The organism is Bradyrhizobium sp. GW821-FHT13H06, from assembly GCF_058803975.1.
In genome coordinates this window covers 937,726-960,630 of sequence record NZ_JBXAPN010000001.1, presented here as the reverse complement: position 1 = coordinate 960,630, position 22,905 = coordinate 937,726, and the positions used below count along the sequence as shown (strand labels likewise).

General features: G+C 64.6%; 28 protein-coding genes. 18 read left to right on the top strand and 10 right to left on the bottom strand.

Annotated elements, in window-relative coordinates:
- The first annotated feature begins 45 nt into the window (after nt 1-45).
- The 4 genes from AC1RQP_RS04620 (at nt 46) to kynU (ending at nt 4,483) form a co-directional block, all read left to right on the top strand.
- Nucleotides 46-1,323 carry an ArgE/DapE family deacylase gene (locus AC1RQP_RS04620; protein WP_492936072.1) on the top strand — a complete coding sequence of 426 codons (1,278 nt, stop codon included), beginning with the start codon at nt 46-48 and terminating at the stop codon, nt 1,321-1,323.
- Between the two features lie 264 nt (nt 1,324-1,587).
- Complete coding sequence (locus AC1RQP_RS04615) at nt 1,588-2,397, top strand: hormone-sensitive lipase (RefSeq protein WP_492936071.1); 810 nt, start codon at nt 1,588-1,590, stop codon at nt 2,395-2,397.
- Nucleotides 2,398-2,432: 35 nt separating this feature from the next.
- On the top strand, nt 2,433-3,272 hold the full coding sequence (kynA, locus tag AC1RQP_RS04610) for a tryptophan 2,3-dioxygenase (RefSeq protein ID WP_492936070.1): 840 nt from the start codon (nt 2,433-2,435) through the stop codon (nt 3,270-3,272).
- A gap of 8 nt (nt 3,273-3,280) precedes the next feature.
- Complete coding sequence (gene kynU, locus AC1RQP_RS04605) at nt 3,281-4,483, top strand: kynureninase (RefSeq protein WP_492936069.1); 1,203 nt, start codon at nt 3,281-3,283, stop codon at nt 4,481-4,483.
- Nucleotides 4,484-4,607: 124 nt separating this feature from the next.
- Here the strand turns inward: kynU and AC1RQP_RS04600 are convergent, their stop codons facing one another.
- A complete protein-coding gene (locus tag AC1RQP_RS04600; protein WP_492936068.1) occupies nt 4,608-5,387 on the bottom strand; it encodes a cobalamin-binding protein in 780 nt (259 codons plus the stop codon).
- Nucleotides 5,388-5,505: 118 nt separating this feature from the next.
- Here AC1RQP_RS04600 and AC1RQP_RS04595 point away from each other — a divergent pair, with 118 nt between their 5' ends.
- On the top strand, nt 5,506-5,904 hold the full coding sequence (locus AC1RQP_RS04595; RefSeq protein WP_492936067.1) for a PaaI family thioesterase: 399 nt from the start codon (nt 5,506-5,508) through the stop codon (nt 5,902-5,904).
- 153 nt (nt 5,905-6,057) lie between these two features.
- Nucleotides 6,058-6,663 carry a GNAT family N-acetyltransferase gene (locus AC1RQP_RS04590; protein WP_061876526.1) on the top strand — a complete coding sequence of 202 codons (606 nt, stop codon included), beginning with the start codon at nt 6,058-6,060 and terminating at the stop codon, nt 6,661-6,663.
- Between the two features lie 80 nt (nt 6,664-6,743).
- Here AC1RQP_RS04590 and AC1RQP_RS04585 read toward each other — a convergent pair whose 3' ends face one another.
- The 4 genes from AC1RQP_RS04585 to AC1RQP_RS04570 form a co-directional block, all read right to left on the bottom strand.
- A complete protein-coding gene (locus AC1RQP_RS04585) occupies nt 6,744-7,049 on the bottom strand; it encodes a hypothetical protein (RefSeq protein ID WP_028182079.1) in 306 nt (101 codons plus the stop codon).
- Nucleotides 7,050-7,144: 95 nt separating this feature from the next.
- Nucleotides 7,145-7,831 carry a DUF2161 domain-containing phosphodiesterase gene (locus AC1RQP_RS04580; protein ID WP_492936066.1) on the bottom strand — a complete coding sequence of 229 codons (687 nt, stop codon included), beginning with the start codon at nt 7,829-7,831 and terminating at the stop codon, nt 7,145-7,147.
- A 96-nt stretch (nt 7,832-7,927) separates the two neighbouring features.
- Nucleotides 7,928-8,608, bottom strand: coding sequence for an SDR family oxidoreductase (locus AC1RQP_RS04575; RefSeq protein ID WP_492936065.1), 681 nt, complete (start codon nt 8,606-8,608; stop codon nt 7,928-7,930).
- 23 nt (nt 8,609-8,631) lie between these two features.
- Nucleotides 8,632-9,375: a tyrosine-protein phosphatase gene (locus AC1RQP_RS04570; RefSeq protein WP_492936064.1), complete on the bottom strand. Its 744-nt coding sequence runs from the start codon at nt 9,373-9,375 to the stop codon at nt 8,632-8,634.
- 70 nt (nt 9,376-9,445) lie between these two features.
- On the opposite strand from AC1RQP_RS04570, the gene AC1RQP_RS04565 reads away from it, so the two are divergent.
- Complete coding sequence (locus tag AC1RQP_RS04565) at nt 9,446-9,757, top strand: MliC family protein (protein WP_239623305.1); 312 nt, start codon at nt 9,446-9,448, stop codon at nt 9,755-9,757.
- A 112-nt stretch (nt 9,758-9,869) separates the two neighbouring features.
- On the opposite strand, the gene AC1RQP_RS04560 is transcribed toward AC1RQP_RS04565, so the two are convergent.
- On the bottom strand, nt 9,870-10,073 hold the full coding sequence (locus tag AC1RQP_RS04560) for a DUF2735 domain-containing protein (protein ID WP_028181961.1): 204 nt from the start codon (nt 10,071-10,073) through the stop codon (nt 9,870-9,872).
- A 542-nt stretch (nt 10,074-10,615) separates the two neighbouring features.
- On the opposite strand from AC1RQP_RS04560, the gene AC1RQP_RS04555 reads away from it, so the two are divergent.
- From AC1RQP_RS04555 to AC1RQP_RS04530, 6 genes are all read left to right on the top strand, one after another.
- Nucleotides 10,616-11,650: a glutamine synthetase beta-grasp domain-containing protein gene (locus tag AC1RQP_RS04555; protein ID WP_239623306.1), complete on the top strand. Its 1,035-nt coding sequence runs from the start codon at nt 10,616-10,618 to the stop codon at nt 11,648-11,650.
- A 193-nt stretch (nt 11,651-11,843) separates the two neighbouring features.
- Nucleotides 11,844-12,545, top strand: coding sequence for a GrlR family regulatory protein (locus AC1RQP_RS04550; RefSeq protein WP_239623307.1), 702 nt, complete (start codon nt 11,844-11,846; stop codon nt 12,543-12,545).
- Nucleotides 12,546-12,563: 18 nt separating this feature from the next.
- Nucleotides 12,564-13,247 carry a substrate-binding domain-containing protein gene (locus AC1RQP_RS04545; protein ID WP_492936063.1) on the top strand — a complete coding sequence of 228 codons (684 nt, stop codon included), beginning with the start codon at nt 12,564-12,566 and terminating at the stop codon, nt 13,245-13,247.
- 32 nt (nt 13,248-13,279) lie between these two features.
- Nucleotides 13,280-14,101, top strand: coding sequence for a tetratricopeptide repeat protein (locus tag AC1RQP_RS04540; protein ID WP_492936378.1), 822 nt, complete (start codon nt 13,280-13,282; stop codon nt 14,099-14,101).
- 71 nt (nt 14,102-14,172) lie between these two features.
- Nucleotides 14,173-14,322, top strand: a complete 150-nt coding sequence (locus AC1RQP_RS04535) for a hypothetical protein (protein ID WP_007609497.1) — start codon at nt 14,173-14,175, stop codon at nt 14,320-14,322.
- Nucleotides 14,323-14,576: 254 nt separating this feature from the next.
- The gene (locus AC1RQP_RS04530) at nt 14,577-15,281 is read left to right on the top strand and encodes a hypothetical protein (RefSeq protein WP_239623310.1); all 705 of its coding nucleotides are present in this window, start codon (nt 14,577-14,579) and stop codon (nt 15,279-15,281) included.
- A 136-nt stretch (nt 15,282-15,417) separates the two neighbouring features.
- On the opposite strand, the gene AC1RQP_RS04525 is transcribed toward AC1RQP_RS04530, so the two are convergent.
- Nucleotides 15,418-16,149 carry a DUF3750 domain-containing protein gene (locus AC1RQP_RS04525; RefSeq protein WP_239623311.1) on the bottom strand — a complete coding sequence of 244 codons (732 nt, stop codon included), beginning with the start codon at nt 16,147-16,149 and terminating at the stop codon, nt 15,418-15,420.
- Nucleotides 16,150-16,320: 171 nt separating this feature from the next.
- Between AC1RQP_RS04525 and AC1RQP_RS04520 the strand changes: the two genes are divergently transcribed.
- The 3 genes from AC1RQP_RS04520 (at nt 16,321) to AC1RQP_RS04510 (ending at nt 18,815) form a co-directional block, all read left to right on the top strand.
- A complete protein-coding gene (locus AC1RQP_RS04520) occupies nt 16,321-16,575 on the top strand; it encodes a hypothetical protein (protein ID WP_492936062.1) in 255 nt (84 codons plus the stop codon).
- Between the two features lie 78 nt (nt 16,576-16,653).
- Nucleotides 16,654-17,010: a hypothetical protein gene (locus AC1RQP_RS04515; protein WP_492936061.1), complete on the top strand. Its 357-nt coding sequence runs from the start codon at nt 16,654-16,656 to the stop codon at nt 17,008-17,010.
- A gap of 182 nt (nt 17,011-17,192) precedes the next feature.
- A complete protein-coding gene (locus AC1RQP_RS04510; RefSeq protein ID WP_492936060.1) occupies nt 17,193-18,815 on the top strand; it encodes an ABC-F family ATP-binding cassette domain-containing protein in 1,623 nt (540 codons plus the stop codon).
- Here AC1RQP_RS04510 and AC1RQP_RS04505 read toward each other — a convergent pair.
- Nucleotides 18,812-19,762 (bottom strand): glycerophosphodiester phosphodiesterase family protein, encoded by a 951-nt coding sequence (locus AC1RQP_RS04505; protein WP_492936377.1) that lies wholly within the window; start codon nt 19,760-19,762, stop codon nt 18,812-18,814. The two genes, AC1RQP_RS04510 and AC1RQP_RS04505, sit on opposite strands and share 4 nt — an antisense overlap.
- A gap of 171 nt (nt 19,763-19,933) precedes the next feature.
- Here AC1RQP_RS04505 and AC1RQP_RS04500 point away from each other — a divergent pair, with 171 nt between their 5' ends.
- A complete protein-coding gene (locus AC1RQP_RS04500) occupies nt 19,934-20,809 on the top strand; it encodes an MBL fold metallo-hydrolase (RefSeq protein WP_492936059.1) in 876 nt (291 codons plus the stop codon).
- 140 nt (nt 20,810-20,949) lie between these two features.
- On the opposite strand, the gene AC1RQP_RS04495 is transcribed toward AC1RQP_RS04500, so the two are convergent.
- Nucleotides 20,950-21,198: a hypothetical protein gene (locus tag AC1RQP_RS04495; protein WP_492936058.1), complete on the bottom strand. Its 249-nt coding sequence runs from the start codon at nt 21,196-21,198 to the stop codon at nt 20,950-20,952.
- 201 nt (nt 21,199-21,399) lie between these two features.
- Here AC1RQP_RS04495 and AC1RQP_RS04490 point away from each other — a divergent pair, with 201 nt between their 5' ends.
- Nucleotides 21,400-21,864, top strand: a complete 465-nt coding sequence (locus tag AC1RQP_RS04490) for a cupin domain-containing protein (protein WP_492936057.1) — start codon at nt 21,400-21,402, stop codon at nt 21,862-21,864.
- A gap of 7 nt (nt 21,865-21,871) precedes the next feature.
- Here AC1RQP_RS04490 and AC1RQP_RS04485 read toward each other — a convergent pair whose 3' ends face one another.
- Nucleotides 21,872-22,834, bottom strand: coding sequence for an alpha/beta hydrolase (locus AC1RQP_RS04485; RefSeq protein ID WP_492936056.1), 963 nt, complete (start codon nt 22,832-22,834; stop codon nt 21,872-21,874).
- Nucleotides 22,835-22,905: the final 71 nt, after the last annotated feature.

Genomic DNA, 22,905 nt, shown 5'->3' with positions numbered 1-22,905 from the left:
TTTGCGCACTCCTTGAGAACCATTGAGATGCCTGGAGTTGCCCTGATGAATGCCGAAACGCAGCAGAGGATTCTTGACGCCGTCGATAGCGGCTTCGAAGCTCAGCTTGCAACCACCCGCGATTTCGTCGCGATCCCTTCGACCCGCGGGGCGGAGGGGCCATGCCAGGACATGATCGGCGATCTCCTGCGGCAACGTGGCTACGAGGTCGACGATTGGCACATCAATGTCGACGATTTGAAGGATCTGCGCGGCTTCGGCCCGATCGAGCACGATTTTTCGAAGGCTCGTTCCGTGGTGGGCACTTACCGTCCCCAGACCAATGGCGGTAAATCGCTGATCCTGCAGGGGCACTGCGACGTGGTGCCCGCCGGCCCGCTGGAATTGTGGGATACGCCGCCATTCTCGCCGGTCATCAAGGACGGCAAGATGTTCGGCCGCGGCGCCTGCGACATGAAGTCAGGCACGATCGGCGCGCTCTATGCGCTGGACGCGATCAAGGCCGCCGGCTTCAGGCCGACGGCGCGGATCCACTTTCAGTCCGTGATCGAGGAAGAGAGCACCGGCGTTGGCGCACTTTCCACGCTGCAGCGCGGCTATCGCGCGGACGCCTGCTTCATTCCGGAGCCGACCGGCGGCAAGATGGTGCGCTCGCAGGTCGGCGTGATCTGGTTTCGCCTGCGCGTGAAGGGGCATCCGACCCACGTGGCCTTCGCAGGTTCGGGCGCGAACGCGATCATGGCGGCGTATCACCTGATCCAGGCATTGCAAAAGCTCGAGATCGAATGGAACGAGCGCGCCAAGGCCGATCGTCACTTCAAGACGCTCAACCATCCCATCAACTTCAACCCCGGCATCATCAAGGGCGGCGACTGGGCCTCGAGCGTGCCGGCCTGGTGCGACGTCGATTGCCGGATTGCGGTATTGCCGGGCTGGTCGATCGCCGATCACCAGAAGGAGATCACGGCTTGCGTTGCTGCGGCAGCGCGAAACCACCGTTTCCTGGCCAACAATCCGCCGGAGATTGAATGGTCTGGCTTCCTGTCCGAAGGCTATGAACTGACCGACGCCGCCGCGCCGGAAGCTGCGTTCGGCAAGGCCTTCAGCGCCGTCTATGGCGGCGCGGTCGAGGATCTCGTCTTCACCGCGCTGACCGACACGCGCTTCTACGGTCTCAATCACGGCATTCCGAGCCTGTGTTTCGGGGCCAGCGGAGGCGAGATGCATGGCTTCAACGAGTTCGTCGACCTGGAGTCGCTGAAGAAGACGACCAAGGCGATGGCGCTGTTCATTGCGGAATGGTGCGGCGTGGAGAAGGCCTAGCTCTTTCCGCCGTCATTGCGAGGAGCGAAGCGACGAAGCAATCCAGGCTGCCGCGGCGGCAAGATTCTGGATTGCTTCGCCGCGCTCGCAATGAGGGAAGCGGCACATCAGATCCCCATTCGGGCGGGAATATCTGCCGCTCCGCTGCCCGAAACTCGGGCGCGCCCGAATCCTTTAAGCTTAAAATAAAGACTAGGATGGCGGCCTTGCCGGTGGCAGACTGGTGTCCGGCTTGCTGGACTTAAGTCCGCCGAGGAAAGCACGATGCGCGATTGGGATGACGCTTATGCCAATTCGGCCCATATCCCGGGCTCGGACAAGATGCCGGCGCTTTGGGCGGAGCAGGCGGCGGCCTACCGCGCCGGACTGACAGAGTTTCGTTCCGACATCGCCTATGGCGCCGGCGAGCGCCAGAAGCTCGACCTGGTCCTGCCCGACGGCGACAGCAAGGGCCTCGTCGTGTTCGTCCACGGCGGCTACTGGCTGCGCTTCGACAAATCGACCTGGACCGATCTCGCCGAAGGCGCGCGCCATCATGGCTGGACGGTGGCGCTGCCGAGCTACACGCTGGCGCCGGCCGCGCGCATCTCCGACATCACAGCCGAGATCGCCGCCGCGATCGCCAAGGCGGCCTCGCTCGTCGCAGGTCCGATCCGGCTCGCCGGCCATTCCGCCGGTGGCCATCTCGTCACCCGCATGCTGTGCGACGACAGGTGCCTCGAGTCCGCCGTCTACAACCGCATCGCCGGCACACTCTCGATCAGCGGCCTGCACGATCTGCGTCCGCTGCTGAAGACCAAGATGAACGAGACGCTGCGCATGACGATGGAGGAGGCGACGCTGGAAAGCGCCGCGCTGCATCTGCCGCGCGGGCATTCGCCTGTGACCGCCTGGGTCGGCGGCAGCGAGCGGCCCGAATTCATCCGCCAGTCCGATCTGCTGGCCAATGTCTGGACCGGCTTCGACGTGCCGACCCGCCTCGTCGTCGAGCCCGGCCTCAACCATTTTACCGTGATCGACGGGCTGAAGGATCCGTCCTCGCCGATCACCGCCCGCCTGGTCGGCCTCGACTGAGCAAAGCCCGGGAAGATCGATCGAAAGGACCTGTCATGACGTCCAGTGACTACGATCCTACGAGCGAAGGCGCCGAGACCGATTTCGCCCGGCGGATGTCCTACGGCGACTACCTTGCACTGGATGCGATCCTCGGCGCGCAGCACCCGCTGTCGGAGGCGCATGACGAGATGCTGTTCATCATCCAGCATCAGACCACGGAGCTCTGGATGCGGCTTGCCATCCACGAGCTCAGCGCCGCGCGTCGGGCCATCGCGAGGGACGAGGTGCAGCCCGCCATGAAGATGCTGGCGCGGATGTCGCGCATCTTCGAGCAGCTCAACGGCGCCTGGGACGTGCTGCGCACGATGACGCCCAGCGAATATACCCGCTTCCGCTCGCAACTCGGGCAATCCTCGGGCTTCCAGTCGCGGCAATACCGGCTGATCGAATTTCTGCTCGGCAACCGCAACCACGCCATGCTGAAGCCGCACGCGCACGATGCGGAGACCACGAAGCTGCTCGAAGCGGAACTTGCAACGCCAAGCCTCTATGACGAGGTGTTGCGCCTCGCCGACCGCAGCGGGCTCGAGATGCCTGCGGCGGTGCTGGCGCGCGATGTCCGTGAGACCCACAGCTTCAACGAAGGCGTGCTGCAGGCCTGGCGTATCGTCTACGAGGCGCCGGAGACGCACTGGATGCTCTATGAGCTCGCCGAGAAGCTGGTCGATTTCGAGGACTATTTCCGGCGTTGGCGCTTCAACCATGTGACGACGGTCGAGCGCGTCATCGGCTTCAAGCGCGGCACCGGCGGCACCGGCGGCGTCAGCTATCTCAAGCGCATGCTGGAGGTCGAGCTGTTTCCCGAACTCTGGCGCGTGCGCACGATTCTGTAGGGATGTCCATGACCCGGCTTCGCGTCTACGACGACACCAGGGCGTTGTTCCATTTGCCCGACGGCGTGATCTATCTCGACGGCAACTCGCTGGGTGCGCTGCCGCTGGGCGTTGCCGAGCGCGTTGGCCGCGTCATCACGGGCGAGTGGGGCAACGAGCTGATCCGCGCCTGGAACACCGCCGGCTGGTACGCCCAGCCGCGTCATGTCGGCGACCGCATCGCCCGGCTGATCGGCGCGGAAGCGGGCTCCGTGATGGTCGGCGACACGCTGTCGCTCAAGGTCTATCAGGGGCTCGCCGCCGCGCTCGACATGAACGTCTCGCGCAAGGTGATCCTGTCGGACACCGGTAACTTCCCGACTGACCTCTACATGGCCGAGGGCCTGATCGAAACGCTCGGGCGCGGGCATCAATTGCGCCTGGTGGCGCCGGAGGAGATCGAGACCGCGTTGTCGGAGGAGGTCGCGGTGCTCTACATCACCGAGGTCGACTACCGCACAGGCCGCCGCCACGACATGGCGAAGCTGACCGCGAAAGCGCATGCGCTTGGCATCGTCACGGTCTGGGATCTCGCGCATTCCGCTGGCGCGCTGCCGGTCGATCTCGCCGGGAGCGGCGCCGATTTCGCCGCGGGCTGCACCTACAAATATCTCAATGCCGGTCCCGGCTCGCCGGCTTTCCTCTACGTCGCGCCGCGCCACGCCGACGGCGCTCGCGCCGCGTTGTCGGGGTGGATGGGCCATGCGAAGCCGTTTGCGTTCGAACTCGCCTATGCCGCCGCCGGCGGCGTCGAACGCATGCGCGTGGGCACGCCGCCGGTACTGGCCATGGCGGCGCTGGAGGCTTCGCTCGATATCTGGGACAGGGTCGACATCGCCGAAGTCCGCGCGCGCTCGCTGGGGCTCGGCGATCTCCTGATTGCCGAGGTCGAACGGCGCTGTCCGTCCCTGAAGCTGGTGACGCCACGCGCCCATGAACGTCGCGGCTCCCAGGTCTCCTTCGCCTTCGAGAGCGGCTACGCCGCGATGCAGGCCCTGATCGCCCGCGGCGTCATCGGCGATTTCCGCGCGCCCGACATCATGCGGTTCGGGATTACGCCGCTCTATGTCGGCGAGCGTGACGTGATGAAGGCGGCCGAGATCATCGAGGATGTCATCGTCGGCGATGTGTGGCGCCGGCCGGAGTACCAGGTCGTCAACGCGGTGACGTGAGGAAGACGACTTCTCAGACCTCATTGCGAGGAGCGCTTGCGACGAATCAATCCAGAATTCCTCCACAGTGACACGATGGATTGCTTCGCTTCGCTCGCAATGATGATGGACAGATTGGGCACGTTCATCCCCACAACGCCGCTACGATCGCATCTAGCCCATCCGTCAGCGCCGCGGGTCCCGGCTGCAAAATCATCGGCGACTTGATCTCGATGATGCGATTGTCGCGCACGGCCGGGATGCCGCTCCATCCGTCACGTTGCTTGATGCGGGCGGGCACGACCTTCTTGCCGCACCATGATGCGAGAATCACGTCAGGCGCAGCCTCACGCACGTCGTCCGGTGAAATGACGCGGTCCTTTGCCGCCGGCCGATGCCGCAGTTCCGGGAAGACATCCACGCCCCCAGCGATCTCGATCAGCTCGGAGACCCAGCCGATGCCCGAGATCAACGGATCATCCCATTCCTCGAAATAGACTTTTGGCGGCGGCGAGGGGCGGGGCGCTGCGGCGATTGCCGCAAGGCGCCGCTCGAAGCCTTGCGCGAGGTGTTCCGCGCATCCGGCGGCGCCGACCAGTGCACCCAGCGTGCGGATCATCGCCAGGATCCCGGCGATGTCGCGCTGGTTGAAGACGTGGACATCGATGCCGGCGCGGACGAGATCGGCGGCGATGCCGGCCTGGAGATCGGAGAACGCGAGCACGAGGTCCGGCTCCAACGCCAGGATCTTCGGGATGTCCGCTGAGACGAAAGCGGACACCCGTGGCTTCTCGCGCCGAACCTGCGGTGGGCGCACGGCGTAGCCGGAGACGCCGACGATACGGTCCTGCTCGCCGAGCAGATAGAGCGTCTCGACCGTCTCTTCGGTGAGACAGACGACGCGGCGGGGCGGGAAGTGGCGCATGGAGGGAGCATATGCGCGAACGCGGCGCATATGTCAGCACCGCCATTACCTCGGAGGTCATTGCTTTGCCGCGCGAAGCAATTCACCCTTAGACAACAAGCAATTGGGAGGAGATGTGATGACGCCGCTCGAGAAACTTAAAGCGATGAAGATGCCGTTCGCCGAGCTCAAGGGCGTCGAGTTCGTCGAGGCCGAGAAGGACCGCGTGGTGGCGCGGATGACGGTCCGGCCCGATCTCTGCACCCTTCACCACACCATTCATGGCGGGGCAGTGATGGCCCTGGCCGATTCTGTCGGCGCGGCGGCGACCGTGATCAATCTGCCCGAGGATGCCAAGGGCACGACCACGCTGGAGAGCAAGACCAATTTCATCGGCGGAGCCAAGGAGGGAACCACAGTCATCGCCACGGCCACTCCGGTTCATCGCGGCAGGCGGACCCAGATCTGGACCACCCGGCTGGAAACCGAGGACGGCAAGCTGGTTGCAGTGGTGACCCAGACGCAGCTGGTCGTGTAAGACTACGGGACTTTGATTTTATTAACGAATTAGTCGCTCTCGCTGCCTCTAACTTGGGCAGGTCTCCGTCTTGAAAATTATGGTGCGATGCACAATATAGGAGGCCTAGGGATTCGAACGCCTCCTCGAGGGACACCAAGAGGAGTTTCTGACGTGGTACTTGAAGAGACCGTCCGCACCGCTCCCGGCTATGTACGGACCTTGATTCAGCAGGAAGAATTGCCGCTCCTGCGTGATCATCTGCTGAGGCTTGATGCCGGCAGCCGACATGATCGCTTCAACGGCTTTCTCGACGACAGCTTCATCGAGCGTTACGCCGCCCGCTGCGCCGAGGACGGCACCGTGATCGTGGCCTATATCGTCGATGGCGTGGTCCGCGGCGCGGCCGAGCTGCATCCGCCGGAACATGATTGCTTGCCCGAAGTCGCCTTCAGCGTGGAAGCGTCCGCGCGCCGCCAGGGTGTCGGCACAGTGCTGTTCCGCCGCCTGATCGCGGAGGCGCGCTGGAAAGGCTACAAGCAGCTGCGCATCACCACGGGTGCCGAGAATCACGCGATGCGGGCGCTCGCCAGGAAGTTCGGGGCGCATCTGGCTTTCCGCCACGGCGAATCGACCGGTACGATCGACCTCGCGAGGACGCCTGAGGCCGAACTCGCCGATCTTGCGGCGTCGCCGTTCACGGCCGGGCGCGCTCTTCTCAGCTTCAACAGCACTTGCTGGAAGCTGATCTCGAGCATGTACGGCAGTCGCGCCGCATAGCCTGAAGGTAACGGACACGAATCAAAAAGCGGACCGGCATGGCCGGTCCGCTTTCGTATTCTGGGTGGTGAAATGAACGCTCAGGTGCCGGTGCGCTTGTCGTTGCCGAAACGGCGGACGACGCGGCGCTCGACCACCACGGAGCGCTGCGCGCCCTGTTCGCCGGCGATGACGCGCGTGGCAGTGATGCGGCTGTTGGTGCGGGCCTGCTTCTTCACCTCGGCCTGGACAACGTCGAGCGGCATTCCCATCAAGGCTGCGGCGATCTCGGCCTGCTGCGCCTGATCATCGGTGATGCCGACGGCGGCGAAGATAGCCTCGTCCAGGGTGGGCGGATCGTGGCGCACGCGCCGCGTGCCATATTTGGTGTTCCAGTCTGCGCTCATAACGGCCTCGTTTTGATGCCGGGATACCTAGTGCCCTGAATGTTGCATTGCAATATGAAATCGGCGTGGCAGCTCAGCTATGCACCGTTCGGGTGTCATGGCGGTGACACAGCACCTGCGACGACCTCTACACGTTGCTGAGGCCAGCGTTTCAGAGCTGCGTCTCCGGCTTCGGTGAGCCGGTAAATTCCCCGCTCAGTGCGTTCGAACCAGCCATACACATTGTTAAGCAAGATCTTGCCGGCATCAGGACAGCGTTCGCGCAGCTCGCGCACGCGCTTCGGGCCCTCGGCAAGCGCCGACGCGCAGGCCAATGCCTGCTGCCGATACGCCGTCATGATCGGTGCACGGGTGCTGCCGCCGAGCACGGGATCGCCCTGGCGCCGCTGATGCTCGGCGACGAGCCGCGAGCGCACCTTCGGCTCCCGGCGTGGCGCAGCGGTCGGCGGCTTCACCAGCACTTCGACCTGGCCGCGATCGGTCACCCCGAGCATGCCGAAGCCGAGACGGCGGCAGAGATTGCGGTAGCGCGCATCGCTCTCGCGTCCCTTGCCGCGCACTGACATCTTGGCCGCGATCCAGACCTCGTCGCCGGCCGGCGCACGGTCGACCGCCTGCAGGATCAGCTCGAGATTGAAGGCAAGCTTGAGCTCGCCGATGACCACGATTGGCGGATCACCGGCGCTGAGACCGACGAGATCGCAGCCGCCGATCTCGCCCTTGACCGTGAAGCCGAGCTCTTCGAGGAAGCGTTTGACAGGCAGGTAAAGCGCGGTTTCCAAGGGAGTTCCGATCGGAGAATCAGTTGCGGCTAGTCTAGTGCCTTCTCGTCTCCGATTGAATCAAGCCGATGTTCGGACGATCCGATCAAAGCGAAATCACACCCGTCCACCTACCGGAATCAGCGCACCGGTGACGCCGCTCGCGGCGTCGCTGGCGAGGAACAGGATGACCTCGGCGAGCTCCTGCGGCGTCACCCATTTGGAGAAATCGGCCTTCGGCATCTCGGCGCGATTGGCCGCGGTGTCGATGATCGAGGGCAGCACGGCATTCACGGTGACCTTGCCTTTCCATTCGTTGGCGAGCGCCTCGGTGAGGCGATGCACGCCGGCCTTCGAGGCCGCATAGGGCCCCATGCCGCTGCCCGCCTGGAGCGCGCCCATCGCGCCGATATTGACGATGCGGCCGGCCTTGGACGCGGCGAGTTGCGGCAGCGCCGCGCGCGAGGCGTTGAGCGCGGTGAGCACGTTGAGCGCATGCATGCGCTGCCACGTCTTGACGTCGCCGTCGCCGATGGTCTCGAAGGCGAAGCCGCCGGCAATGTTGATCAGCGCATCGAGCCGGCCGAAATGCTTTGCCGCCGTCTCAACAGCCGTCGTTGCCTGCGCCGGGTCGGACAGGTCGACGCCGCCGATCTCGATGCGGTCGGCGCTTGCGGGGGCTTGCGAAGGCGCGTGATCGATACCGGCCACGCGCGCGCCGCGCGCCAGCGCCGTCTCGGCGACCACCTTGCCGAGCGCGCCGAGTGCGCCCGTCACGATCAGGATCTTGTCTTGCATCATCGTTCTCCCGGCGCGGGGGCCTAAGATTGCAGATAGCGCTCCTTGAGCGCGGCCCGCTCGGCTTCGCCGAGCTTGAGCCCGTCGCGCAGATAGGTTTCGAGATCGCCATACTCGCTGCCGACCGCTTCGAAAGCGGCTGCCAGATACGAGGTCTCGACGCTGCCGATCGCGTCGAGAACATCGGCCGGAAGATCGGAGACGTTTGAGGCGTCGCGCCTATAGTGCCGGTTGGTCAAGAGGTAGTCCTCGGCAATGACGTCGTCGGGCACGCCCAGCGCGTGCAGGATCAGCGCGCTGGCGAAGCCGGTGCGGTCCTTGCCGGCGGTACAGTGGATCACGAGCGGCGCGCGGTCCTCCAGCAAATGGCCGAACAGCGCGCGAAAACAGTGCGTGTTGTGGCGAACATAATTCCGATAGGACTCGCGCATGAGTTCGAGCGCCACGGGCGCGGTGAGCATGCCCCGGGCGATCTCGGCGCGCAGCGCGGCGACGACGGTCGGCTCGATCGGCAGCGAATGCACCGTGATCTCGTTCACGACGCAGATGCCGGCTGCGCGCTCCTCCAGGCCACGGAAATCGAATGCGCTTCTGACGCCCAGCGCGCGGACGATCTCGACGTCGGCAGCGGTGAGCTGGCCGAGATGATTGGAGCGGAAGATGTGCCGCCAGCGCGTGATGCGGCCATCGGTGGTCGGATAGCCGCCGAGATCGCGAAAATTGCTGGCGCCTTGCAGGGCGAGATGGCGGGCAGGGGAGTCTGACATGAGATCAGCTTGGGTTATGTTCCATTGGACGCACGACGGGCGTTCTGAAGGGCTACTAGAGGGGGCGATCATGGGCTGCCACAAGGCCATTCTTTTGGCGGCTACCATGCTGGCGGGCGGAATTTGCCACGTCCGGCAGGCCGATGCGCAGACGTTCCGGACCTATCGCTGTGCCGATGGTACACAGTTCATCGTTGGTTTTTATGATGGCGACAAGCGCGCCTTTCTGCAGATCGACGGCGAGCCCGTCACGCTTGCCAAGCGGCTGGCGGTCTCTGGCGCGCGCTATTCGGGAGCCGGTATCACGCTGACCATCGGGAAGGCCGGGACCACCACGGTCAAGCATCTGAAGCGGCCGGCCACGGCCTGCGCGGTGATCTGAACGGCATGGTTCAGGCAAGAATCAAAAAGGGCCGAAACACCGTTGTTTCGACCCTTTCGAACTTGCCGCCAGGCACCTGCGAGAGCAGGCGGTTTCAAACCAACCACAGTCATCAGCGATCCCATTTCGGCTTGGCTTCGTCGACTGCATCCTGGTGATACCAGCTGTCGCTGCAGATCGAGACGTTCGAGGGCAGCGCAGCGTGATCGGCGGGAAAGCGGGTCTCGCCATAACGGCGTCCCCCGAGGGCCGCACGGCCGCCGACGGGGAACTGGTAGATCTGCGCAGATCCGTGACTCAGACCATTGTTCATCATTGCGATTTCTCCTTGGTCGAAGCGCCTTTGGCCCTCCATGGTGCGCCCGACTCGTTCGATTGTGGTTACTGAAATCCCCATATCGGCCGCTCTTACCGGATTGGAAAGTGCTGAAAAGGAAATCAGTTTCCGCCTACTTTATAGGCACGTAGCCTTCTGCATCCTCCAAGGCACGATCCCTCTGACCAACGCATGGGCCATTCCGAAGGTTGCGGGGCAGGGGTCGGATCGTTTGCGAAAATTGCCGGACGCTGATGCGCGTTTAGTCGGCAACCGGCGACGCGACTCCGGCTGCTCCAGAATCGGGCTTTTCCGCGGGATTTTGCGGTGCAGCTTTGCGTGACGGGTGCGCGGCTATGACGCACAGGGCAGTGGGTCAGTCGTCGGCAGCGCGGAGAGGCCGGGCCGCGGTGGAAAACCGCCCGTACTGCGGCTTTTTGGCACGTTAAATGCTTGGGAAGCGCCGGCCGATGATGGCCGGGTACAAAACGTGCGGGGGCCTCCAGGCCCCCAACCTTTCGCATCATCTACAGAGAGGCTCAATGACCAAGTACAAGCTCGAGTACATCTGGCTCGACGGATATACGCCGACTCCGAATTTGCGCGGCAAAACTCAGATCAAGGAATTCGCGTCGTTCCCGACGCTCGAGCAGCTTCCGCTCTGGGGCTTCGATGGCTCCTCCACCATGCAGGCCGAAGGCCACAGCTCCGATTGCGTGCTGAAGCCGGTCGCGGTGTTTCCGGACGGCGCGCGCACCAACGGCGTGCTGGTGATGTGCGAAGTCATGATGCCCGACGGCAAGACCCCGCATCCGTCCAACAAGCGCGCCACCATCCTGGACGACGCCGGCGCCTGGTTCGGCTTCGAGCAGGAATACTTCTTCTACAAGGACGGCCGCCCGCTCGGCTTCCCGGAATACGGCTATCCGGCGCCGCAGGGCCCGTACTACACCGGCGTCGGCTACAAGTTCGTCGGCGACATCGCCCGCAAGATCGTCGAAGAGCATCTCGACCTCTGCCTGGCTGCCGGCATCAACCATGAAGGCATCAACGCGGAAGTCGCGAAGGGCCAGTGGGAATTCCAGATCTTCGGCAAGGGCTCCAAGAAGGCCGCTGACGAAATGTGGATGGCTCGCTACCTGATGCTGCGCCTGACCGAGAAGTATGGCATCGACATCGAATTCCACTGCAAGCCGCTCGGCGATACCGACTGGAACGGCTCGGGCATGCATGCGAACTTCTCGACCGAGTACATGCGGACGGTCGGCGGCAAGGAGTATTTCGAGGCGCTGATGGCCGCCTTCGACAAGAACCTGATGGACCACATCGCCGTCTACGGCCCGGACAACGACAAGCGTCTGACCGGCAAGCACGAGACCGCGCCGTGGAACAAGTTCAGCTACGGCGTTGCCGACCGCGGCGCGTCGATCCGCGTTCCGCACTCCTTCGTCAACAACGGCTACAAGGGCTATCTGGAAGACCGCCGTCCGAACTCGCAAGGCGACCCCTACCAGATCGCTTCGCAGATCCTGAAGACGATCGCGTCCGTGCCGACCGACAAGAAGGCCGCGGCCTAAGATCCTCCCGGCCCGGGCTGGGGGCTGGCCCGGGTTGGTCTCAATCCGCCGGAGCTGCAAGGCTCCGGCGGATTTTTGCATTGGAATGACGGCCGTTCCCGTGTCTGCCGACCGCGGCTCCGCGAAACTTGTCCATTGCCGCCGAAAGCGGGATAGAGTGCTCCAGGATGCGCGCAGGGCCGGGGCACGGCTGGTGTTTGAAGGCTTTTACAAGGTGCGATTTCAGCTCGGCGATGCCGTCGGCCGGAGCGTGATGCATGCCGGCAACGGCAAGATGCTCGGTGGCAATTCGGCCTTCGCCCATATCGGCACCTACGTGAAGACCGGCGAGGGCGTGGACGTCGTGATCAACACCGTCCGCCATAACCCGGATCCGAGCTACCGCGCCATGGCGGGCACGGACGATGCGACCTTGATCGCGAAGGGCTGGGCGGACGGCGATCTCTATCGCTTCAAGGGCGAGCTGAAGGAGTTGCCTGGCGTGCCCTTCCAATCGGTGATGACGCCGATCACGGAGGACGAAGTACCGATCGCCGGCGGCATCGGCGAGGCCGGCATCGCCAACGGTCTCTACTCGATCCATCTGCGGATGCTCGACGGTCTCGACGGAGGCCTCACCGGCGTGATGCTGCTCAACCAGGGCCGCATCCTCGGCGGCGACGCGTCGTTCCACTATCTCGGCAGCTACACTGCCGCGAACGGCCGCTGGAAGGGCCAGATTCTCAACCAGGAGCACACGCCGGCCAAGGACGACCCGATCTTCGGCGGCCACGAGGTCGGCATCGGCTTCTCCGGCAGCTACGATGCGGAGCAGGCGGTGCTGGAGGCGACAGCGCTTGCCGGCAAGCGCAGCCTGCGCCTGACCGCCGCGCTCAAGCTGATGCATCGCGCCTGATCGCGCCAGGAACCGCTCATGGAAAATGTCCGCATGCTGTCGACGCTCGGCCTGATGGGCGCGATGCGCAGCCTGTCCTCCGCCTTCGAGACTGCGACGGGCATCCATGTCGAGGCCGATTTCGCGCCGACCCTGGCGCTGCTCAAGCGCTTGCGCGAGGGCGAGGCCGCCGACCTCGTCATCCTCACCCGCGAGGGGCTCGACGAGATGATCGGCGAGGGGCGCGTGATTGGCGGCAGTGCGGCCGATCTGGCGCGGTCCTTCGTCGGCATCGCCGTGAGGGCCGGGCAGGCGCACCCCGACATCGGCAGCGAAGCGGCGCTGCGCGCGACCCTGCTCGCAGCGCGGTCCGTCGCCTATTCGCGGCTCGGTGCGAGCGGCGTATACTTCGCCGAGCTGATCGTGCGGATGGGGATCGCGGCGGAGATCAACGCCAGGGCCACCGTCGTCGAGCAGGGATTTACGGCGGAGCGGCTCGTGACCGGCGAGGCGGACCTCGCCGTGCAGCAGATCAGCGAGCTGAAGCAGGTTGGCGGCATCGAGGTCGTCGGCCCGATCCCGCACGATTTGCAGACGCCGGCCGTGTTCTCCGCCGGCCGCATGGCGAATGCGAAACATGCCGACGCCGCCAACCGGCTGCTGCGCTATCTGGCGTCGCCTGATGTCGTGCCCGTGCTGCGCCAATCGGGACTCGAGCCTTGAATTTGCCGGGACGGAGACGCAACGTGGCGATCATGCGGACTTACCTCCTTGCCATGCTGTTCGCGCTCGCCGTGCCCCTGACGGCGCAGGCGCAATCGGCCGATCTCGTTCTGTGCGACCGGGTCGCTGCCGATCCCAGCGATCCCGACAAGCCGGCCGACGTGAAGGGCATGGCGGAGATTGCGGCCTCCGACATTCCAACCGCTATCAGGTTCTGCAAGCAGGCCGCGCCATCCTCGCGGCGCGCGATGTTCGCGCTCGGCCGCGCCTATGCGGCCAACAGGCAGACCGGAGATGCGATCGCAGCCTGGCGCAAGGCCGCCGACAAGGGATCGAGCGCGGCCATGGTCGAACTCGGCGTGGCCTATGCCACCGGCGCGGGCGTTGCCAAGGACGAGGCGCAAGCGCGAAAGCTGTTCGAGAAGGCGGCGCAGGCCGGCAACCCCCGTGGCGTCAGCAATCTCGCCGCGCTCGGCGGCGCAGGTGGCGCCGCGCCGGCCGATCCCGCGCAGGCGCGCGCGCTGCTCGGCAAGGCTGCCGAGACCAACGCGGAAGCGCAGTACCAGCTCGGCCTGATGCTCTCCGAAGGCACGGGGGGTGCGAAGGACGACGTCGCGGCGCGTGCGCTGTTCGAAAAGGCGGCGGCACAAAACCATCCCGGCGCATTGGAGCGGATGGGCGCCTTCGCGCAGGAAGGCCGCGGCGGACCCAAGGACAAGGACGCCGCGAAGGCCTATTACGAGCGCGCTGCGGCGCTCGGCGATGAGGACGCGAAGAAGGCGCTGGAGCGCATTCGCTGTCCCTACGCGATCAAGGACAAGCAGGGCAAGCTCGTCACCACGCTGTGCTTCTGATCAGGGCCGGGACCTGACGGAACCTGGCTCGCGCGTACGTCGTTGACGTCCGGACAAAACGGAGCGCGATCATGATCCGCAAACTGGCATCGGGCGAATACCGCCTCTATTCACGCAAGGTGAATCCGAAGACCGGCAAGCGTCGCAACCTCGGTACGTTCAAGAGCCGTGCAGCCGCCGAGAAGCACGAGCGCGAGGTGCAGTACTTCAAGCGTCATTGACGCGTGAGGGGCCTTTTCCGCGAGCCGGACGCAAAAAGTCGAAAAACAACCCCATGCACAGTAGCCAAGCCACTGAAATCACAGGGTTGCTGATTTTACGAAATCGATTTGACCCGTCGCGCAAAACAGGGGCATACTGGCACCATGGCGCTGAGCGTTCCGGCACCGGCCCTGCGCGGAAAAGCCGGTGGCTTCAATGCGGCAACGATGCTAGGTAGCCCGCATTCCCTTTTTCCATTTTGCGGGTTCAGGCGTTGCTGGACGGGCTCTACAAGGTTGAATACGGCGTGAACGATGCGTTCGGCTGCAGCATCATGTGCCTGCACGACGGCAAGATGCTGGGCGGCAATTCGGGCTTTGCGCATCTTGGCACCTATCTCGAGCGCGACGGCGAGATCATCGCCGAGGTCATCACCGAGCGGCATAACCACGATCCAAACTACATGCCGCTGCTCGGCGCGGACGTCGCCTCGATCGGGGCGCGCGGCCGCCTCTACGGCAACCAGATCCGTCTCGAGGGCGGCGCGAATACCATGCCGGGCGCCAGGTTCTGGGCCAATCTCACGCGGCTCGATGACGGGGCGCTGCCGTCGCGCGGCACGATTGGGCCGGGCGGCATCGCCAACGGGCTCTATGGGATGAGCCTGCGCGCGCTCGACGGGGTCGATGCCGGACTGTCCGGCGTGATGCTCCTGATCGATGGCCGCATCCTCGGCGGCGATGCGTTCTTCTACTATCTCGGTTCTTACTCCTCGGCGGACGGCCGCTGGAAGGGCGAGATGCTGAACCAGGAGCACACGCCGGCGAAAGGCGAGAACCCCGTGTTTGGCGGCTTCGAGGTCGGGATCGGCTTCTCCGGCACGTGCACGGCCGACAGCGGCGAGCTCGAAGGCATCGCACTCGCCGGGAAGCGGAGCCTGCGCCTCGCGGCCTCGCTCAAGCTGATGCGGCGGGCGTAGGACGTGCCCTCATCGAGACTGAGCCGCTTATCGGCAAAAAGCGGACATCGAAGCGGGACTGGATGAATATGAGCCTGCGTGCGCTCTGAAGGCGACAGCGGCGCCGTCCGCCGGAAGCTACGCAGAATCCCCGCTCCTACAGGCCCGGAGTTACCCCGAAGCGACCGAGGCCAGGTAGTTTGAGCGCCGGGCGCCGGATGTCGAAGCCGAGCACGGCGCCGAAGAAATTGATCTCCAGGCCTTCGACCCAGCCGATCGAAAAGCCGATATATCCGCCAAGTGAAGCATAGATGCCTGTGCCGGACGCTGTTACGCCGAACCATCTACCGGTGTACGGGAAGTCCTTGCCGATCGCGGTCGGCGGCAGGACGGCTCGGAGCTCAGGGACGGAGTCGAGTGCGGCCTGCACGAAGGTGTTCGAATTGGGACCAGGCCAGACGCTGTAATCTCCATAGGATCGAAACTTATAGCTTTCGATCACATCTCTGATTTTCGGGATGAGCGCCTCCGCGCGCTCTCCATCTACGGCCACAATGGTTTCCGGCGCAGCGCCGAACCACCGCCCGTCCGGAGCGAAGCCGTTGGTGCGGATCGGCTCGCCCCACGCCGTGTAGTCATACCGGGTGTAGGTCGCCGCATCCTTCTCCTTTACGACGATCCAGGTGTGAATTGCGAAGATGCTGCGCCATCTCACCGTTCTCGCCCCGAATACCCGTACGACGGCTTCGCGATGATCGGCCGCGGCGGTCAGAAGCCCCGCGCTCGACCGATCGGCCGTTTGCCAATTCTGGCGGCCATCGCCCAGCCAGAAATATCTCGCCGCCGATGCGGTAAGCGGTGCGATGACGAGGAACAGAAGGATGAGCAAGGGCTTCTTCAAGGGAGCGGTACGGCAGGGGCTTCGACGAAACCATATAGTTCGCATGAACGCCGCCGCCATAGCTGCTCCCATTGGTTCCCAACGCGCTTGTCAGCAGAGCCGGACGGGCACCCGAGATCAAGTCGTTGTTCCGCAACCGCACCAGATTGGAGCGCGCCCATGGACATGAAGGAAGCCGCGGCGATGACAGAAGCCTCCGGGCTGACGGACGATCAGGGCGGCATACAGCAGGCTTCGAGCCCGCTGTCGGGTTCCGGAGAGCAAAGAGGCGGTTCCAGCCGGCAGCTCCACTCGCCCTCGTCGGGTTCGGTGAAGCGATGGGCCGACCAGTTGCGCGAGGTGACAGTGAAGGCGCCTCTGGTGTCTTTGCTTGTTGCTTTTCTGGCCGGAGCATGGATCGCTCGCCGTCGGTAGGAGCTGTGCGCTGCGCGACTTCATCACCAGGAACCCAGCGCTTCCGGAGCTGGCAACGGATCGAGGGAGAGGACATAAATGAGGCTTCTGGCGGCGGTCGTGACCATTCTTCTGGGCACCATTTCGGTCTCCATGGCGCAAAGCTCGGGAGGCTCCTCTTCAGGCGGTTCTTCATCCGGCGGCGGCGCGAGTGCGGCTGGTTCGAGCGGCGCGGGCGGCTCGACGCTCTCGAATGGGACGACGCTCAGCGGAACTGGCGGCTCGCCAGGCCCCAACACGCTCAATGCAAAAAACCGGGGAACGACGGGCGCAAGACCCGGCGCTACCCCTTCTGATCAGGAAGGCGGTGGATCTCGACCGACTTACAGCACGCCCGCCGCAAACGCTGCTATCCAGCAGCTCGGAAATACCAATACCGGCATCCTCAAGAAGTGACGATCGTCAAGACCGGGCGGCGGCTCGACCACCAAGAGGTAGGTCATCGGGGGTCTATGATCCCCAAAGCTGCGGTTTGAACGACGGTATTGCGGCCGGGGTGGTGCACTGGTCCCGGGCTTCCCCTGGAAGCCGGTATGGCCTATGACGCTGCAACGCAAAAATCCCCCCAAAAAGACCTCATGATCCGCCTCGACAACGTCAGCAAGCAAGCCGGCCACCAGATCCTGTTCATCGAAGCTTCCGCCGCCCTGAATAAGGGCGAGAAGATTGGCCTCGTCGGGCCGAACGGCGCCGGCAAGACCACATTGTTCCGGATGATCGCGGGCGAGGAGTTGCCCGACGAGGGGCAGGTCTCGACCGATCGCGGCATCACCATCGGCTATTTCAACCAGGACGTCGGCGAGATGAGCGGCCGCAGCGCGGTGGCCGAGGTGATGGATGGCGCAGGCCCCGTCAGCGAGGTTGCGGCCGAGCTGCGCGAGCTCGAGGCCGCGATGGCCGATCCCGACAAGGCCGATCAGATGGACGAGATCATCGCGCGCTACGGCGAGGTGCAGCATCGTTTCGAGGAATTGGACGGCTATGCGCTCGATGGCCGTGCGCGCGAAGCGCTGTCCGGCCTCGGCTTCAGCCAGGAGATGATGGACGGCGACGTCGGAAAACTCTCCGGCGGCTGGAAGATGCGCGTGGCGCTGGCGCGCATCCTCTTGATGCGTCCCGACGTGATGCTGCTCGACGAGCCGAGCAACCATCTCGATCTCGAAAGCCTGATCTGGCTGGAAAAATTCCTGCACGATTACGAAGGCACGCTGCTGATGACCTCGCACGACCGCGAGTTCATCAACCGCGTGATCTCCAAGGTGATCGAGATCGATTCCGGCTCGCTCACCACCTATACCGGCAATTACGAATTCTACGAGCAGCAGCGGGCGCAGAACGAGAAGCAGCAGCAGGCCCAGTTCGAGCGGCAGCAGGCCATGCTGGCCAAGGAGATCAAGTTCATCGAGCGCTTCAAGGCGCGTGCCTCGCATGCCGCGCAGGTGCAGAGCCGCGTGAAGAAGCTCGACAAGATCGAACGGGTCGAGCCGCCGCGCCGCCGCCAGAGCGTGGCCTTCGACTTTTTGCCGGCGCCGCGCTCGGGGGAGGACGTCGTCGCGCTCAAGAACGTGCACAAGGGCTATGGCAGCAAGCGCATCTATGACGGCCTCGACTTCATGATCCGCCGGCGAGAGCGATGGGCCGTGATGGGTGTCAACGGCGCCGGCAAGTCGACGCTGCTCAAGCTGGTCGCCGGCGCGAGCGAGCCGGACCAGGGCACCGTGGCGCTCGGGGGCAGCGTCAAGATGGGCTATTTCGCCCAGCACGCGATGGACCTGCTCGACGGCGAGCAGACGGTGTTTGAGTCGCTCGAATATGCATTTCCGACCGCCGGGCAGGGCTCGTTGCGCGCGCTCGCCGGCTGCTTCGGCTTCTCCGGCGACGACGTCGAGAAGCGCTGCCGGGTGCTGTCGGGCGGCGAGAAGGCGCGCCTCGTGATGGCCAAGATGCTGTTCGATCCGCCGAACTTCCTGGTGCTGGACGAGCCGACCAACCATCTCGACCTCGCCACCAAGGAGATGCTGATCACGGCGCTGTCGGATTTCGAGGGCACCATGCTGTTCGTCTCGCACGACCGGCATTTCCTCAGCGTTCTGTCGAACCGCGTGCTGGAGCTGACGCCGGAAGGCATCCACCAGTATGGCGGCGGCTACACCGAATATGTCGCGCGCACCGGGCAGGAGGCGCCGGGATTGCGGAGCTAATCTCGGCTGCTGCCTGCGATCTTGGCGATTGCCTCGATCTCGTTGGTCCAGATGCCGCCGGAATAGCCTTGCGGCAACCGCGCGAAAATTTCCGCCGTATCGATGCCGGTGGAGAACTCGCCGCCGCTGTAGGGACCGAGCGCAAAGACGGCGCTGTTGACTGCGTTCATGCGTGCGAGGAGACGATCAGGCCAGCCCCATAGCCAGGGAGCGGCGTTGATCGGCACCAGCACGATCGCATTGCGACAGGCTGCCGGGACAAGGCCAGTCCAGCCATAACCGATATAGCGGGTCAGGCAGCTCCGGATAGCCCCACGCGAGACTGTGCGGACGTCTGGGGTGAGGCGACGGATCACTTCGATCGGCTCGTTACCGCCATAGACCATGATGGTCCGGCGCCGCTCGGCCGGCAGTGCGTTCAGCACGCCGGCAAGTCTCTCGCCTTCGTCGGGGTCGCGGCTCTTCACGTTGATGAGGAGCTTCTTGTCCGGGAAGGCCGCGAACACCTCCGATAATGCCGGCATCATGCCGACACCCTTGCCGCGGAACGGGAAGGTGTTGCCGCCGTCGGCGGTGTAGCCGTAACCGATGTCGAGCGTCTTGAGCTTTGCCATGGTCTGCGCCCGGGTGACGCCGTTGCCGTCGGTCCGGCAGTCGAGCGTCCAGTCGTGGAAGACGGCGAACTCGCCATCGGTGGTCGGGTGCACGTCGAGCTCGACGACATCGGCACCGGCCTCGAAGCTCGCGCGCATCGAGAGCAGCGTGTTCTCGAGGTAGTCGTGCGCCGGCGGCAACATCCGCGCGGCGGTGCAGGTGTCGTTATCCAGGTCCCGCTCGTCAAAGCGCTGCGCTATGCCGCGATGGGCGAGCAGCACCGGCTTGCCGTCCTGATGCGGCGCCAGAAGGCTGGTGTTGTTGATGTAGATGCCAGCTGCGACGGCAACCATGATTGCCGCGGTCACTCTCAATTTGCCCACCGGACATTCCTCATTCCACGATCAATATCTCCAGTATTTGAGGTTGATTTGCGGCACTCCGCGCATGGCAGGCCCCTGCATGCGGCGTCTTGAATGCTCCCGGTCCGGTCGCTACGCTTTGGCAAAAAGGGAGCGAACACCGTGAAGCAGCTTCGGATCGGTGACATCACCATCGACGCGGTGATCGAGCGGGAAGGGCCGTGGCGGCGGCCGCAGGATTTCTTCCCGGCCTATGACGAGCGCGTGTTCGCCCGCCATCTGCCGACGATGGAGCCGGAGGTGTTCGATGCCGCGCGCGGCATGATGGTCATCACGTATCAGACTTTCGTGGTGCGGACGCCGCGCTACACGATCCTGGTCGATACCTGCACCGGCGAGGACAAGGGTCATCCGCCGCCGTTCGACTTTCCCGGCAAGGAACGCTGGCGCAACGAATTGTTCGCGCTCGGCATCGGCTTCGAGCAGATCGACTATGTCTTCTGCACGCATCTGCACATCGACCACACCGGTTGGAATACGAGTTTGCGCGACGGCCGCTGGGTGCCGACGTTTCCGAACGCGAAATACGTCTTCCACAAGGGCGAGTATGCGGCCTGGGAAGCCGAGCATGCCAAGGGCAACAATCCGCCGGGGACCGTGTTTCGCGACAATTGCCTGCCGATCGTCGAGGCCGGGCAGGCGCTGCTGGTCGATGACGACTACGCGCTCGACGACACCGTCACGCTGACGCCGACGCCGGGGCATTCGCCCTGCCATTGCTGCGTGAACATATTCTCCAAAGGCCAGCGCGCGGTGGTCGCCGGCGATCTCATGCATCACCAGATCCAGTGCCGCGAGCCGGATTGGTCGGCGATGCCGGATTGGGACCCGACGCAGTCAGCGGTGTCGCGGCGAAAGTTTTTTGCTTCCGTTGCCGACACCGACACGCTGATCCTGCCGGTGCATTTTCCGGCGCCGACGGTCGGATGGATCAGGCCGCTGGGCGATGCGTTCGATTATCGGTTCAGGCGGGATTAAATCCCTCCGTCATGGCCGGGCTTGTCCCGGCCATCCACGATTTTTCGCGCGGCACGAAGAACGTGGATGCCCGGGACAAGCCCGGGCATGACGAGTTCGTGGAGCGATTGTTCGCCAAAGAAGCAGCCAACTCCCTGCGCTTACGCGCCGGTTTCGCACTTCTTCATGAAGCTGTTCTTGGCGGCGCCGGCGAGCGGCTTGCCGTCGGAACTGACCGCCTTGGGTGCGCAGGCATCCGCCTTGCACTTCTTCAGGAACGAGGTCTTGGCGGCGCCGGCCAGCGGCTTGCCGTCCTTGCCGATCGCTTTGCTCTCGCAGGTTTCTTGTGCGAATGCCGAGCCCGCTGCAAAGGCGGCAACAATCGCTGCGAGGAAAATCCGCTTCATCATGGGTGTCTCCTGAAACCAGAAATGGCCGGGAGATAGGAGCCGGGAATCATGGCGCAATCAAGCAGGATGAGTGGACGGCGTCCGGTCGACGTACCGATTTTTCGAGCGCGGTCGGTGGCCGTCCATCCTTGTTGCACTGCTCGCTGACCCCGCCGGGCGATCCTGCTAGCTTCGATCAGCTTAGCTGGATGGAGCATCGTCATGGACGCCACGATCCCGAAGGTCGAACGATCCGCCGATCGGCATTCCCACCTGGTTCGGCCCCAGGACATGGACTGGCAGAAGACCCGCTTTCCGGGGTGCGAGGCCAAGACGCTGCTGTTCGATCGCAGCACGGGCCTGATGACCGCCTTGATGCGCTTTGCGCCGGGATCGGTACTGCCCGATCACGAGCATGTCGGCGTCGAGCAGAGCTGGGTGATCGAAGGCGCGCTCGTCGACAAGGAAGGCCCGGCCGAGGGCATCGCATGCAAGGCCGGCGAATTCATCTGGCGCGAGGCAGGCAGCCGCCACGCCGCCTGGTGTCCGGACGGAGCCTTGATCCTGGCGATCTTCCAGGTGCCGAACAAGTTCTTCGAAGCCGACGGCCGCGTCGTCGACGCCGCCGGTCAGGACTGGGACGAGACCTGGGGGCACACCGACGCGCAACGGGCAACTGGCGGCTAGCACCTCCTCAGGCGCCCCGCGCGAGCAACGCCTTGAAGTCGGCCCGTGCGCGCTGCGCTTCGGCGCGTGCGACGTCCGAGGTATCGCCCATGCCGAAATAGCCGTGGATCAGGCCGGGCCCCTCGTGATGCTTGACGCGGACGCCGGCGGCCTCGAGCGCCCGCGCATAGGCGGCGCCCTCGTCGCGCAAGGGATCGAACCAGGCGGTGGTCACGATGGCCGGCGCGACGCCCGCCAGTGAGGCGGCACGCAACGGCGAGACGCGCCAGTCCGGGGCATGGCCGGGATCGGCGAGATAGTGGCCGCAAAACCATTCCATCGTGGCGCGCGTGAGGAAGTAGCCCTCGGCATTCTCCGCGCGGGAGGGATAGCGCGCGTTCTCGCGCGCGTCCGCGTAGCTGCCGAGAACGTCGGTCACGGGATAGACCAGCATTTGCGCGGCGAGATTGATGCCGGCATCGCGGCAGGCGATGGCGGTGGTGGCTGCGAGATTGCCGCCGGCGCTGTCGCCGGCGACGCCGAGGCGCCTTGCATCGCCGCCAAATTCCGCGACGCGGTTGAAGACATCGCCGACTGCGGCGAAGGCGTCCTCGAAGGCGCCGGGAAAGCGCGTCTCGGGCGGGCGGCGATAGTCGACGGAGACGACCACCGCGCCGGTCTCGATCGCAAGGTTGCGCGCCTGCCGGTCGTGGGTCTCGAGGTCGCCCGCGACCCAGCCGCCGCCGTGGAAGAACACCACGGTCGGTGCCGGCGTGGTGCCGACCCGATAGACGCGGGCATCGAGCGGCCCGGCGCCGCCTCTCACCTTGATGTCCTGCACGGTATCGACAGGCGGAGGCGGTATGGCCGCGCGCGAGGCAGCCAGTGCGCGCAAGGAATCGCGGGCGCTCTGTGGCGTCATCGTGGCGGGATCGCGCATCGGCATGAGCGGAATGATCTGGGCGATGACGGGATCGAGCGGCGCGGCCATGACGGGTCCTCCGGGATTCTTGGTCTTGCTTGCGGGCCAGCATAGATTTTGCGCGCGGCGTCGGCAATCGG

Coding starts and splice junctions, on each gene's coding strand:
- AC1RQP_RS04615 (WP_492936071.1), top strand. CDS start 1,588: ATGCGCGATTGGGATGACGCTTATGCCAATTCGGCCCATATCCCGGGC.
- AC1RQP_RS04555 (WP_239623306.1), top strand. CDS start 10,616: ATGACCAAGTACAAGCTCGAGTACATCTGGCTCGACGGATATACGCCG.
- AC1RQP_RS04620 (WP_492936072.1), top strand. CDS start 46: ATGAATGCCGAAACGCAGCAGAGGATTCTTGACGCCGTCGATAGCGGC.
- AC1RQP_RS04520 (WP_492936062.1), top strand. CDS start 16,321: ATGGACATGAAGGAAGCCGCGGCGATGACAGAAGCCTCCGGGCTGACG.
- kynU (WP_492936069.1), top strand. CDS start 3,281: ATGACCCGGCTTCGCGTCTACGACGACACCAGGGCGTTGTTCCATTTG.
- AC1RQP_RS04515 (WP_492936061.1), top strand. CDS start 16,654: ATGAGGCTTCTGGCGGCGGTCGTGACCATTCTTCTGGGCACCATTTCG.
- AC1RQP_RS04600 (WP_492936068.1), bottom strand. CDS start 5,387: ATGCGCCACTTCCCGCCCCGCCGCGTCGTCTGTCTCACCGAAGAGACG.
- AC1RQP_RS04485 (WP_492936056.1), bottom strand. CDS start 22,834: ATGGCCGCGCCGCTCGATCCCGTCATCGCCCAGATCATTCCGCTCATG.
- kynA (WP_492936070.1), top strand. CDS start 2,433: ATGACGTCCAGTGACTACGATCCTACGAGCGAAGGCGCCGAGACCGAT.
- AC1RQP_RS04595 (WP_492936067.1), top strand. CDS start 5,506: ATGACGCCGCTCGAGAAACTTAAAGCGATGAAGATGCCGTTCGCCGAG.
- AC1RQP_RS04535 (WP_007609497.1), top strand. CDS start 14,173: ATGATCCGCAAACTGGCATCGGGCGAATACCGCCTCTATTCACGCAAG.
- AC1RQP_RS04510 (WP_492936060.1), top strand. CDS start 17,193: ATGATCCGCCTCGACAACGTCAGCAAGCAAGCCGGCCACCAGATCCTG.
- AC1RQP_RS04560 (WP_028181961.1), bottom strand. CDS start 10,073: ATGATGAACAATGGTCTGAGTCACGGATCTGCGCAGATCTACCAGTTC.
- AC1RQP_RS04540 (WP_492936378.1), top strand. CDS start 13,280: ATGCGGACTTACCTCCTTGCCATGCTGTTCGCGCTCGCCGTGCCCCTG.
- AC1RQP_RS04575 (WP_492936065.1), bottom strand. CDS start 8,608: ATGCAAGACAAGATCCTGATCGTGACGGGCGCACTCGGCGCGCTCGGC.
- AC1RQP_RS04585 (WP_028182079.1), bottom strand. CDS start 7,049: ATGAGCGCAGACTGGAACACCAAATATGGCACGCGGCGCGTGCGCCAC.
- AC1RQP_RS04495 (WP_492936058.1), bottom strand. CDS start 21,198: ATGATGAAGCGGATTTTCCTCGCAGCGATTGTTGCCGCCTTTGCAGCG.
- AC1RQP_RS04505 (WP_492936377.1), bottom strand. CDS start 19,762: ATGGTTGCCGTCGCAGCTGGCATCTACATCAACAACACCAGCCTTCTG.
- AC1RQP_RS04545 (WP_492936063.1), top strand. CDS start 12,564: ATGGAAAATGTCCGCATGCTGTCGACGCTCGGCCTGATGGGCGCGATG.
- AC1RQP_RS04490 (WP_492936057.1), top strand. CDS start 21,400: ATGGACGCCACGATCCCGAAGGTCGAACGATCCGCCGATCGGCATTCC.
- AC1RQP_RS04570 (WP_492936064.1), bottom strand. CDS start 9,375: ATGTCAGACTCCCCTGCCCGCCATCTCGCCCTGCAAGGCGCCAGCAAT.
- AC1RQP_RS04565 (WP_239623305.1), top strand. CDS start 9,446: ATGGGCTGCCACAAGGCCATTCTTTTGGCGGCTACCATGCTGGCGGGC.